This window comes from Bradyrhizobium sp. F1.4.3, assembly GCF_040548375.1.
In the GTDB taxonomy this organism is placed as follows: domain Bacteria; phylum Pseudomonadota; class Alphaproteobacteria; order Rhizobiales; family Xanthobacteraceae; genus Bradyrhizobium.
On sequence record NZ_JBEPRN010000014.1, the window covers coordinates 86,018 to 98,036 of the forward strand.

A 12,019-nucleotide genomic window follows, 5' to 3' on the forward strand; every position below is an offset into this window, starting at 1 on the left:
CGGCCCCAAATCGGGGCCAAAATCGGCGGGTACAAAGTCTGGAAACGCAAAACTAACGAGATGGCTCGCCCAGCGCCGAGCAGTATCGCTGCCTAACATGTCAACATTGTGCGGCGCAAAGCGATCGGGGCTGTGCCGGGAAATTTAATCCCGGGGAGGACGAGGTTCCTGACGGGAGGAACCCGTGGTTGCGGTACCACAGGGTTTAAGGAGCGACATCACGCTTCGGGAAATTCCATTCTGTCATTCCGGAGGCCGAGCGGGGCGAGGGAGCCAGGATGCGCAATTGCGCATCCTGGCTCGCGACTTCGTCGCGCACGTCCATCTGCGAATCCTGCGGATGCATCCGGGGTGCGGCTTGCGGGTTCGGCCGGATTAAGGTTATCGCGGCTTTAGGTCTTGCCCCGTAGACTGGGGCCGTGGACCTGCCCGCGCCCGCGCGCGATACTAACCCTTTCTTAAGGCTGCCATTCCCGGCCGCCGCCGCACGAGACGCATGACAGCTCAAGCAAGCCGGTTGGATGAGTAGTTCGGATTTCCAGTTGCGAGGCGTGGGCGATCCGCGGCTGGCCGTGCATGCGACCTCTCCGCTGCCCGCGTGGCTCTGGTCGATCGACGGCACACGCGTGCTGTGGGCCAATGCGGTTGGCGCAAAATTCTTCGGCGCGTCCAACGCCGCTTCTCTCGCGCAAAAGACATTCGGGCCCGCGGACAGCCATCGCCGCCAGGTCGCCCAGCTCGCCCGCCGCCTGCCCGCGGGCGGCGCTATCAGGCTCGAGCGGCTGCGCGGCTTCGGCGCGGCGCTCGGCACCCTGATGACCTGCGCCTGCGCGCGGCTCGAATTTGCCGACGGCAGCCATCTTGCCGAAGGAAGCTCTGCCGTGCTCGTCACCGCGATGAGTGCAACGGGGCGCACCATGCCGCTGGTCGAGCGCCTGCACCGGCTGGTCGACGGCGCCGAGGTGCCGATGGCGGCGTTCGCGCCCGACGGGCTGTTCATCGGCGCCAGCGAGGCCGCCCGCCCCCTGCTCGGCTTTCGCGATCTCGGCGAGGCCGGCCTCGAGCAGGCCCGCAGCGATGCGTTGAAACAGGGCCGTGTCGAACTGCCGATCGGCATCGGCAACATGGTGCTGCAACGGGTCGGTCTAGGTGCCGACATTGGTCTGGTCGCGCTGATCGAGCCGGTCACCATCCAGGCCGAGCCCGCCGCGGCCGCGACTGAGAGCATGCTGGAGCCTGCGCCTGAAGCGCCGGTTCAGCCTGCGCAACAGGCCATCGAGACGCCAAGCGAACCGCCGCCATCGAACGAGACAGCCGGGATCGCGCTGTTCGACGCGTTTGCCGAGCCGATCGAGGCGCCGGCGCCGACGGAGACGATCGCACCCACGTCCGCGCCAACCGCACAAGAGACGGCGGCGGACGCAGCGCCAGCCCAGGAAACTGTCGCTGAGCCAGCCGAAACTGCTGCCAAAACTCCGGTTGAAAACCCGCCCGAAGCCATCGTGCCGCCGCAAGCCGAGCCGATCACTTCAGGCATGGTCGAGCCGCCGTCTGGCCCCGCGGAGCCGCCCGTACCGCGCCAGCATCCGCTGCGCTTCCTGTGGCAGATGGATGCGGAGGGGCGCTTTGTGCTCGCAACCAGCGAGTTCGTCCGCCTCATCGGCACGCACACGGCGGCCGGCTTCGGCCGGCCCTGGCGCGAGATCGCCGACGAGTTCGCGCTCGATCCCGATGGCCGCGTGGCGCAGGCACTTGCCAGCCATGACACCTGGGCCGGGATCACCGTGAACTGGCCGGCCGATGGCGGCGAGCATTTGCCGGTCGAGCTTGCGGGGCTGCCGGTCTACGACAGCGAGCGCAATTTCGCGGGGTTCAAGGGCTTTGGCGTCTGCCGCGATCTCGACGGCCTCAACCGGCTCGATGCGCTCAGGCGCTACGAGCTGTTCACTGATCCACCGGCGCAGCACGGCCTGTCCGCCGAATTGGTCGAGCCTGATCCCGAACCGGAGGCACCCCCTCCGCCGATCGAGCCGCCTCCGCCCGCAATCGAGCCTGAGCCTGAACTGCCCGAGCCCATCACCGAAGCGAATTCACACTCAACCGATCTGGAAACGCCCGTGGAAACGCCTCCCAACGTCGTGCCGTTCCGCCCGCCCGGCGATCCCCGCTCGCCGACGCTGACGCCGGTCGAGAACAGCGCGTTCAACGAGCTGGCCCGGCAATTGTCCGAGCGGCTCGAACGCGAGCGCGAGACGATCGCCTCGAGCACGTCCGAGCCGCTCGCAGCGGAGATCACGCCCGAACCGCTGCCGCCGGAGCCTGAGGCGCCGCACGCGCCGGCCGAATGGCTGACCCAACCCGCGCCTCCCGCGCACGGCCACAGCGCGCGCGACCGCACGCTGCTCGACCTGTTGCCGACCGGCATCCTGATCTACCGCCTCGACCGCCTGCTCTATGCCAACCCCGCCTTCCTCGCGCGCATGGGCCATGCCAGCGTGAGCGCGCTGGAGCATGCCGGCGGGCTCGACGCGCTCTATGTCGAACCGGGCGTGTCGCAGGCCAGCAGCACGTCGCAGGCCGGCACGCCGGTGACGATCAGCGCGGCGATCGCCAACGGCGAACAGCCGCTTGCGACCACCGAGGCGCATCTGCACACCATCGACTGGGACGGCGAGAGCGCGCATGCGCTGATCTGCGCGCTGCCCCACGCTACAGCTGTCGTCGCAGCCCCTGTCATCACCGAGCGGGCTGCAACGGTCCCCGTCACTCCCGAACCTGAACTCGAAAGGGGCGATGCAGAAGCCGAAGATCTCGCCGCGATCCTCGACACCACGGCCGAGGGCATCGTCATGTTCGATGCCGACGGCAACATCCACGCCTGCAACCGTAGCGCCGAGGCGCTGTTCGGCCATGACGGCGAGACCCTGTTGCAGCAAAATCTGGTGACGCTGTTCGCGCCCGAGAGCCAGAATGTCGTCATCGACTATCTCGAGAGCCTCAAGAGCCAGGACATCGCGAGCCTGCTCGATCACGGCCGCGAGGTGCTGGGCCGCGAGAAAAACGGCGGCGTGATTCCGCTCGCCATGATCATGGGCCGCACCCGGCCCGACGGCCCGAATTTCTTCGCGGTGTTCCGCGATCTCTCGCAGAGCAAGAAGGGCGAGAACGAGCTGACGCGGGCCCGCCGCCTCGTCGACGGCGCCGCCAACGCCAAGGCCGACATGCTGGCGCGGATCAGCCACGAGATCCGCACGCCGCTCAACGCCATCATCGGCTTCGCCGAGGTGATGATCTCCGAGCGCTTCGGCACGCTCGGCAACGAGCGCTATGGCGAGTACATGAAGGACATCCGCGCCTCCGGCGAGCGCGTCATCACCATCATCGACGATCTGCTGGAGCTGTCGCGGATCGAGACCGGCAAGCTCGATCTCAACTTCGCCAACCTCAACCTCAACGATCTGGTCGAAGCCTGCGTCGTGGTGATGCAGCCGCAGGCCAATCGCGAGCGCATCATCATCCGCACCTCGCTCGCGCACGCGCTGCCGCAGGTTACCGCCGACGCCCGCGCGCTGCGGCAAGTCACCATGAACCTGATCGCCAACTCGATCCGGCTTGCGAGCGCCGGTGGCCAGATCATCGTCTCGACCGCGCTGAGCGACCGCGGCGAGATCGCGCTGCGCATCCGCGACACCGGCCACGGCCTCAGCGAGCGCGAGGTTGCGGCGGCGATGGAGCCGTTCCGTACCCCGCCGCCGGGCGACGCCTCGGACAATTCGGCGCTCAGCCTGTCGCTGACCAAGGCGCTGGTCGAAGCCAACCGTGCCCAGTTCAACATCAAGAGCACGGCCAACACCGGCACGCTGATCGAAGTGGTGTTCGCACCGGCGCTGGCAAGGGCGTGAGCGGGAAATGCGGAATCAAGTCGGGCGATGAGGCTTGAGTGTGTGGCGCATAGCTTCCACGACATCGTCGTCCCGGCGAAGGCCGGGACCCATACCGCGGAATCTATCGACTGCGCACGGTGTTAGTCCCGCAGCGACGCGTCTTCGCCAAATTCAATTCGGTGGTTATGGGTCCCGGCCTTCGCCGGGACGACCCGCGTTGAGAGAGCTCGCCAGCTAGAAGCAGCTCAAACAAAAAGGGCACGGCGCGCGCCGTGCCCTTTCGCATTCATATAGCCTGGATCAGCTGTAGATCTCGAACAACCCAGCGCCGCCCTGGCCGCCGCCGATGCACATCGTCACCACGCCCCACTTGGCCTTGCGGCGCTTGCCTTCCTGGAGCAGGTGGCCGGTGAGACGAGCGCCGGTCATGCCGAAGGGATGGCCGATCGCGATCGAGCCGCCGTTGACGTTGTACTTCTCGGGATCGATGCCGAGCTTGTCGCGTGAATAGAGGCATTGGCTGGCGAAGGCCTCGTTGAGCTCCCAGAGATCGATGTCGTCGATCTTGAGGCCGTGGCGCTTCAACAGCTTCGGCACGGCGAAGATCGGGCCGATGCCCATCTCGTCCGGCTCGCAGCCCGCCGCCGCCCAGGCGACGAAGCGGCCCATCGGATTGAGGCCGCGCTTCTCAGCATCCTTGGCTTCCATCAGCACCACGGCGGCGGCGCCGTCGGAGAGCTGGCTGGCGTTGCCGGCCGTGACGTACTTGCCCGGACCCTTCACCGGCTCGAGCTTGGCAAGGCCTTCCAGCGTGGTCTCGGGACGGTTGCACTCGTCGCGGTCGACGACATAGTCGACGATCGACTCGGCCTTGGTCGCCTTGTCGACCACCTTCATCTTCGTGTTCATGGGGACGATTTCGTCCTTGAACTTGTTGGCCTGCTGGGCGGCGGCCATGCGGCGCTGCGACTCCAGCGAATACTCGTCCTGATATTCGCGGCTGAGCTTGTAGCGCTCGGCGACGATGTCGGCGGTATCGATCATCGCCATGAAGATCGCCGGTGCGGTCTTGAGCAGTTCCGGATCGACCCATTCCTTCGGCGATCCGCCGCCCGGAATCGAGATGCTCTCGACGCCGCCGGCAACGATACAGTCGGAGCCATCCGAGCGGATCGAGTTCGCGGCCATCGCGATAGTCTGGAGGCCAGAGGAGCAGAAACGGTTCACCGACACGCCGCCCGTGCTCTTCGGGAGCCCTGCGAGCAGCGCGGCCTGGCGGCCGATGTTCGGCGCGCCATGGGCGCAATTGCCGAGATAGCAATCCTCGACATAGTCCTTCTCGACACCGGCGCGGTCGACGGCATGGTGGATGGCGTGGGCCGCAAGCGACATCGGCGGCGTGATGTTGAACCCGCCGCGGCCGGACTTCGCCAGACCCGTGCGCGCATAGGAAACGATGACGGCTTCACGCATTGTTTTCTCCCTTTTCGAAACGATTGATACGGAGCGTCCTGACGCCATTGGTACACAAAGTTTGGCGGCCGCGGGAGAAATAAAGCGCGGCGCTGCACCAACAAAAACGCCGCCCTCGCGAGAGGGCGGCGTTGTTCCGCAGGTCGGAATATATGATGCCCGTCATTCCGTGGCGCGCGCACCGCGAAATGGAGGGGCCTCAGAACGTCAGCGCCTTGACCTGCTTGACCTGCGGCAGCGCTTGCACCTTGGCGAGCAAATCGGCCGGCACCGCGCCGTCGACCTCGATCAGCGCGATGGCGTCGCCGCCCTGCGCGACGCGGCCGAGATGGAAGGTCGCGATGTTGATCTTGGCATCGCCCAAAAGGCTCGCGAACTTGCCGATGAAGCCCGGCTTGTCCTCGTTGGTCACGTAGATCATCGACTTGCCGAACTCGGCATCGACCCGGATGCCCTTGATGTCGACGAGACGCGGCTTGCCGTCGTGATAGACGGTGCCGGAGACCGAGCGCTCCTGGCGTTCGGTCGCGACCGTTACGGTGATCAGGCTCTCATAGTCGCTTTGCGCAGCGCGCACGATCTCGTCGACCACCATGCCGCGCTCCTTGGCGACGACCGGCGCGGAGACGACGTTGACCTCACCCAGCATCGGCCGCAGCAGGCCCGACAGCACAGCTGACGTGATCGCCTTGATCTTCATCTCGGCGACGTGTCCCTCATAGGTGATCTCGACCTTGAGGATGCCGGATTCGGTGAGCTGGCCGGCAAACGAGCCGAGCTTCTCGGCGAGCGCGATGAACGGCTTCAGCTTCGGCGCCTCTTCCGCGGTGATCGAGGGGAAGTTGACGGCATTGGAGATCGCCCCGGTGAGCAGATAGTCCGACATCTGCTCGGCGACCTGGAGCGCGACGTTCTCCTGCGCCTCGGTGGTGGAGGCGCCGAGATGCGGCGTGCAGATCACGTTGGGATGGCCGAACAGCACGTTCGCATTGGCGGGCTCCTCGACGAAGACGTCGAAGGCGGCGCCGGCGATGTGCTTGGAATTGAGCGCATCGACCACCGCCTGCTCGTCGACCAGGCCGCCGCGGGCGCAGTTGATCAGGCGCGCGCCCTTCTTCATCTTGGCGATCGCGGCCGCGTCGATGATGTTTCTGGTCTTCTCGGTCAGCGGGGTGTGCAGGGTGATAAAGTCGGCGCGCTTCAAGAGGTCATCGAGATCGACCTTCTCGACGCCGATGTCCCTGGCGCGCTCCGGCGACAGGAACGGATCGAACGCGACGACCTTCATGCGCAGGCCGAGCGCGCGATCGGCGACGATCGAGCCGATATTGCCGCAACCGACGACGCCGAGCACCTTGCCGGTGATCTCGACGCCCATGAAGCGGTTCTTCTCCCACTTGCCGGCCTGGGTCGAGGCGTCGGCCTGCGGGATCTCGCGCGCCAGCGCCAGCATCAGGGTGATGGCGTGCTCAGCGGTCGTGATCGAATTGCCGAACGGCGTGTTCATCACGATGATGCCCTTCGCCGTCGCGGCAGGAATCTCGACATTGTCGACGCCGATGCCGGCGCGGCCGATCACCTTGAGGTTGGTCGCCTTCTCCAGGATTTTTGCCGTCGCCTTGGTCGCGGAGCGGATCGCAAGGCCGTCGTAATTTCCGATGATCTCGGCGAGCTTGTCCTTGTCCTTGCCGAGGTTGGGCTGGAAGTCGACCTCGACGCCGCGATCTTTGAAAATCTGCACGGCGGCGGGAGAGAGCGCGTCGGAAATGAGAACTTTGGGTTTGGTCATCTGAATGTTCCTTCGCCCCGCTACGAGGCGGGCCACTGGGCTGATGTGGTGAAGTTTCTGATCACTTCTCCCTCTCCCCGTTGTTACGGGGAGAGGGTCGGGGTGAGGGGCAGCCACAAGCGAGGTGCAAGCCGCAAGAGCCCCTCACCCGGCGCTATGCGCCCTCTCCCCGCAAGAACGGGGAGAGGTGAAAAGAAACTTACGCCGCCTTGGCGAGCTGCGCCTTGCTCTCGGCAAAGGCCCAGTCGATCCACTGCGTCAGGAGCTCGACGTCCTTCGCCTCGACGGTCGCACCGCACCAGATCCGCAGGCCGGCCGGCGCATCGCGGTAGTAGGCGAAGTCGTAGCCCGCGCCCTCCTTCTCGACCAGCGCGACCAGCTTCTTGCAGAACTCGGCCTGCGCGTCGCCCGAGAGTGAGGTGATCGTGGGGTCGGTGAACTTCAGGCACACCGAGGTGTTGGAGCGGATCGCGGCGTCCTTGGCCAGGAAGTCGATCCAGGGCGTTTTCGCCTTCCAGTCGGCCAGCACCCTGGTGTTGGCGTCGGCGCGGCCGATCAGCGCCTTCAGGCCGCCGATCGACTTGGCCCAATTCAGCGCATCGAGATAATCCTCGACGCAGAGCATCGACGGCGTGTTGATGGTCTCGCCGACGAAGATGCCTTCGTTGATCTTGCCGCCCTTGGTCATGCGAAAGATCTTCGGCAGCGGCCAGGCCGGCTTGTAGGTCTCGAGCCGTTCGACCGCGCGGGGCGACAGGATCAGCATGCCATGCGCGGCTTCGCCGCCGAGCGCCTTCTGCCAGGAGAAGGTGACGACATCGAGCTTGGCCCAGTCGAGGGCTTGCGCGAACGCGGCCGAGGTGGCGTCGCAAATGGCCAGGCCTTCGCGGGTCGCGCTGATCCAGTCGGCGTTCGGCACGCGCACGCCGGAGGTGGTGCCGTTCCAGGTGAAGACAACGTCGCTGTTGGGGTCGACCTTGGAGAGGTCGGGAATTTCACCGTAGGCCGCATTGAGCTTGGTGACGTCCTTGAGCTTCAATTCCTTGACGATGTCGCTGACCCAGCCCTCGCCGAACGATTCCCAGGCGAGCGTGGTGACGGGCTTTGCTCCGAGCAGCGACCACAGCGCCATCTCGACCGCGCCGGTATCGGAGGCCGGCACGATGCCGATGCGATAATCGGCGGGCACTTCAAGCACTTCGCGCGTCAGATCGATCGCGAGCTTGAGCTTGGTCTTGCCGACCTTCGCGCGATGCGAGCGGCCGAGCGCGGCGTCCTTGAGATTTTGGGCGTTCCAGCCGGGGCGCTTGGCGCAGGGGCCGGAGGAGAAATGCGGCACGTTGGGCCGCGAAGCGGGCTTCGCTACAGTCATGATCTACCCTTCCAGATAGTAAGCCTCCCGTTGGGGGGAGGTGTCCCGCCGCGGCTGATACGGGAAACAGGAAGAGTCGTCAAGGAAGTTCCGGCGTCTCACGCGCGAGTGATGGCGCCTCCGGCGCAATGTCCGGGGATTCGACGGCAGCGAGCGCGTTCAGCAAGTCCGTGGCATCGCTGATCAATTGCGCGGCGCGGCGGCGGCTGCCGACTTTCAAAATGCATTTGTCATTGGCCTGCACAATATAGTCGTTGCCGACCTTGATCATCGAATAGCTTGTCATCGAAATCCCCGAACCGACCGAGCCCGGTTTCAGAAGCAGCGGTAGCACCGTTCGTTCCTGGTTCCACGTGAACGACGGCTCCGTAGTTTATCAGCTCTTAAGATGAACGAACGCGCGATCCGATTTCGCTGATCGCGCAACGGTCGCGACACGCTGCCTCAAAAGCGGACAGTCATGCCGACATGACTCGCTGCAAAACCGAGACGCTTGTAGAAGCGCTGCGCGTCGACGCGGCTCTGATGCGTCAGCAGTTCAACCAGATTGCAGCCGCGCGCTTTTGCTTCGGTCACGGCCCACTGCACCAATTGCTCGCCGATGCCGCGGCTGCGGCAATCAGTGGCAACGCGGACATCCTCGAGCAGACCGCGGATGCCGCCTTGCGAGCTGATGCCCGGGAGGATCGCGAGTTGCAGGCAGCCGACCACCCTGCCCTCGCTTTCCGCGACCACGAGCGTGAGGTTTGGATCGCGCTCGACTCGTTCGAACGCCGCGTAGTAGATGGCGGGCAGCGGATCCTCCACCCGCTCGCGGGCGCGGCCGAGATGATCGTCGGCGAGCATCGCGATCATCGCGGCGACGTCGTCGCGACGCGCGGGGCGGATGGAAACGGAACTATCGGTCATATGAGAGAACTCCAGACTCAGCGTGCTGAGGGAAGGCCGAGATACGCCTCGGCTTCGCCGATCCAGCGGCGAATAGCCGCGTAGCGGCCGAGATCGAAGCCGCCTTCATGCGCCACACGCGTATAGGCGAGCAGCGAGACGTCGGCGAGCGAAACCACGTCGCCGGCGAAGAAGCGGCTTGCGGCGAGATGGGCTTCCATCCGGTCGAGCGCCGCATAGCCGCGCTTGACCTTCTCCGGATCGAGCTCGGATACGTCCTTGCCGAGATAGACGATCTGGAAGCGGCACACCGCGATATAGGGCTCGTGGCTGTACTGCTCCCAGAACAGCCATTCGTCCATCTTGGCAGCAGTAAAGGCGTCGCGCGGAACGAGCGCGCTGTCGCGGGCGAGATAGCGGATGATGGCGTTGGACTGCGCCAGGGTGCGGCCATCGTCGAAGGCCACGGTCGGCACCTGGCCCGCGCCGTTCATCTTCAGGAATTGCGGCGTGCGCGTCTCGCCCTTGCGCGTGTCGATCTCGATCCAGCGATAGGGCAATGCGAGCTTGTCGCAGACCCACTTCACCTTCAGACAATTGCCGGAATTGGTATCACCGTAGATCTGCATCGCTGCCGCCCCGCCTCTAGGAACAGAGCATCAGGACGATGCCGCCCTGTCAACCGGCGGCCGGTGCGGCGTTTAGAACTTGTAGCCGACGCCCGCTCGGACGGTGTTGATGCTGGTGTCGACCGCCGAGCTGAAGCGGATATACTCGTACTCGGCCCGCACGAACAGACCACCGACCAGGTTGACATCGACACCGAGACCCGCAGTGTAGCCGTAGATCAGGTGATTGTGCTGGGCATCCGTCGAATTCAATGGTGCCAGCGCCGTGTAAGTCCCCAACTGGGTCGTGCTCACACGATCCTGCACGTTGGCAGTGCGCACGATGTCGGCGTTGCCGAGCGCGAGACCCGCGAACATGTAAGGCAGGAAGCATCCCCACGCGTAAGCCGCGCGACCGCGGAACGTCCCCATGTCGCTGATGCTGATTGAAGATGTGGAGGTCGCCGTGACGTCATGGAAATTGCCGTCGGACAGTGCAGTGGCGCTGACGCGCCGCTCGCTGGCCGACGCCGTTCCGCCGAACGTGCCGTGCAGCCAGCTGATTTCGAGGCCCAGCACGACGTCGTCCCACTGCGCGTTGTAACCGACGAAAGCGCCGTAGCCCGTGGTGCGCTGTGAGGCCTTACCCAGTCCGAGATTCCACTGAGACACGCCCATCGAGCTTTCGATCAACGTATCGGCCAACAGGGCTGCCATCATGTTGCTGGTCGAGCCACTGAAGTTCTCGTCAGAGGAGCCATAGCCGGCCTGGGCGCCGATATAGCTGCCTTCCCAGTTCGGCCGAGAACTGGTCAGACCGTCGGTGAAGCCGCCGCGCAGGATGGGCAGATCCGGCATATCGGCCGCTTGCGCGGCAGACACCGTCCCCAACATCGCCGCCGCCAACATCAGCCTACGCATTGCAACGCTCCATCGAACTCGAACTTTCGCTGGTGATCATGGCTCGTTAACCTTAACCAATGGTTGCGTCAGACACTTTTGACGCTGTTGCGCCATGAAAAATACGCAAAGCAAAACGGCGCGGGATGATCCCGCGCCGTTAAGAGACTTTAAGCGATGGGGCGAACGATCAGCCCTTGGTGACGAGCGGCGGCGGCGCGTAGACCGGCGGGTTGTCGAAATTCCAGCGCACGCCAAGCTTCAGGTCGTTCGAAGTGATGTTCTTGATCTTGAAGACATTGCCAGTGGTGTTGCCGGTGTAGTCCGACAGCACACCGGTCTGGCCTTCGCCGAGACTCACGTAGCTGTAAGCAAGTTCGAGGACCAGGTTCGGATTGACTTGGTAGGCGAGACCCGCATGAGCCGCCCAGGCGAAGTTCCACTTTGAGCCCGTCGGAGCGGTGGCGAAGCTGGTAGTCGAGAACGGCAGATTGTTGGTGCCCGTGTCGGAGAAGTTCGCAATCGAGACACGCGCACCGCCGACGCCGGCACCGATGAACGGCGTAATGCACCACCAGGTACCGAGATCGACATAAGCGTTGGCCAACACCAGCCATTCGGACTTGCTGGCGCCGTAGTTGTCAATGCCGTTGTAGGCCACGCCGCCCGCCGTACCGGTAAAGCGATCGGTCGCCTTCATGTTCGCATTGCCGCGGTACTGCCCGGTGATGTCGGCCCGGAACCAGTTGTTGAAGCGGTAGCCGGCGCCGACGCCGTAGATGCCGCCGGTGTCGAACGACGACTGTTGATTGAACGAGGTGAGCTGCGAATAAGCCGACTCACGTCCGTAGTGAACGTCGCTGGTCCGCTGATTGCTGAAGCCAATGTCGCCACGCAGGTACCAGCCGCCGAAGTCGGCGGGAGGAGCCGGCGCGTACATCGGGGGAGCCGCGATCGGCATGTCGGCGGCGAACGCCATCGACGAGATCAGAGTAGCCGCACCCGCGGCAAGGAGAGACTTAACGCAACGCATTGGCTTCGTCCTTATGGCCGGTGAGGCAAAATAAGGGCGCCTCACGTTCTGGAAACTCACGGGAGGACGATG

General features: G+C 64.7%; 9 protein-coding genes. 1 reads left to right on the plus strand and 8 read right to left on the minus strand.

Annotated elements, in window-relative coordinates; translation table 11 throughout:
• The first annotated feature begins 521 nt into the window (after positions 1-521).
• Positions 522-3,902 (plus strand): PAS domain-containing sensor histidine kinase, encoded by a 3,381-nt coding sequence (locus ABIB73_RS28330; protein ID WP_354229342.1) that lies wholly within the window; start codon positions 522-524, stop codon positions 3,900-3,902.
• Between the two features lie 282 nt (positions 3,903-4,184).
• Here ABIB73_RS28330 and ABIB73_RS28335 read toward each other — a convergent pair whose 3' ends face one another.
• The 8 genes from ABIB73_RS28335 to ABIB73_RS28370 form a co-directional block, all read right to left on the minus strand.
• Positions 4,185-5,357, minus strand: coding sequence for a thiolase family protein (locus tag ABIB73_RS28335; RefSeq protein WP_354229344.1), 1,173 nt, complete (start codon positions 5,355-5,357; stop codon positions 4,185-4,187).
• Between the two features lie 199 nt (positions 5,358-5,556).
• Positions 5,557-7,146: a phosphoglycerate dehydrogenase gene (serA, locus tag ABIB73_RS28340; RefSeq protein WP_354229346.1), complete on the minus strand. Its 1,590-nt coding sequence runs from the start codon at positions 7,144-7,146 to the stop codon at positions 5,557-5,559.
• A gap of 199 nt (positions 7,147-7,345) precedes the next feature.
• Entirely contained in the window at positions 7,346-8,518 is a 1,173-nt protein-coding gene (locus tag ABIB73_RS28345; protein ID WP_354229348.1) for a phosphoserine transaminase, read from the minus strand.
• A gap of 79 nt (positions 8,519-8,597) precedes the next feature.
• Positions 8,598-8,789, minus strand: coding sequence for a hypothetical protein (locus tag ABIB73_RS28350; RefSeq protein WP_354229350.1), 192 nt, complete (start codon positions 8,787-8,789; stop codon positions 8,598-8,600).
• A 173-nt stretch (positions 8,790-8,962) separates the two neighbouring features.
• Positions 8,963-9,427, minus strand: coding sequence for a GNAT family N-acetyltransferase (locus tag ABIB73_RS28355; RefSeq protein WP_354229352.1), 465 nt, complete (start codon positions 9,425-9,427; stop codon positions 8,963-8,965).
• 17 nt (positions 9,428-9,444) lie between these two features.
• A complete protein-coding gene (locus ABIB73_RS28360) occupies positions 9,445-10,035 on the minus strand; it encodes a glutathione S-transferase family protein (RefSeq protein WP_354229354.1) in 591 nt (196 codons plus the stop codon).
• Positions 10,036-10,107: 72 nt separating this feature from the next.
• Entirely contained in the window at positions 10,108-10,935 is an 828-nt protein-coding gene (locus ABIB73_RS28365) for an outer membrane protein (RefSeq protein ID WP_354229356.1), read from the minus strand.
• 169 nt (positions 10,936-11,104) lie between these two features.
• A complete protein-coding gene (locus tag ABIB73_RS28370; RefSeq protein WP_354229358.1) occupies positions 11,105-11,947 on the minus strand; it encodes an outer membrane protein in 843 nt (280 codons plus the stop codon).
• Positions 11,948-12,019 lie beyond the last annotated feature (72 nt).

Excerpts from the sequence above, each read along its gene's own strand:
- ABIB73_RS28335 (WP_354229344.1), bottom strand. The coding sequence starts at position 5,357 with ATGCGTGAAGCCGTCATCGTTTCCTATGCGCGCACGGGTCTGGCGAAG.
- ABIB73_RS28345 (WP_354229348.1), bottom strand. The coding sequence starts at position 8,518 with ATGACTGTAGCGAAGCCCGCTTCGCGGCCCAACGTGCCGCATTTCTCC.
- ABIB73_RS28360 (WP_354229354.1), bottom strand. The coding sequence starts at position 10,035 with ATGCAGATCTACGGTGATACCAATTCCGGCAATTGTCTGAAGGTGAAG.
- ABIB73_RS28355 (WP_354229352.1), bottom strand. The coding sequence starts at position 9,427 with ATGACCGATAGTTCCGTTTCCATCCGCCCCGCGCGTCGCGACGACGTC.
- ABIB73_RS28330 (WP_354229342.1), top strand. The coding sequence starts at position 522 with ATGAGTAGTTCGGATTTCCAGTTGCGAGGCGTGGGCGATCCGCGGCTG.
- ABIB73_RS28370 (WP_354229358.1), bottom strand. The coding sequence starts at position 11,947 with ATGCGTTGCGTTAAGTCTCTCCTTGCCGCGGGTGCGGCTACTCTGATC.
- serA (WP_354229346.1), bottom strand. The coding sequence starts at position 7,146 with ATGACCAAACCCAAAGTTCTCATTTCCGACGCGCTCTCTCCCGCCGCC.
- ABIB73_RS28350 (WP_354229350.1), bottom strand. The coding sequence starts at position 8,789 with ATGATCAAGGTCGGCAACGACTATATTGTGCAGGCCAATGACAAATGC.
- ABIB73_RS28365 (WP_354229356.1), bottom strand. The coding sequence starts at position 10,935 with ATGCGTAGGCTGATGTTGGCGGCGGCGATGTTGGGGACGGTGTCTGCC.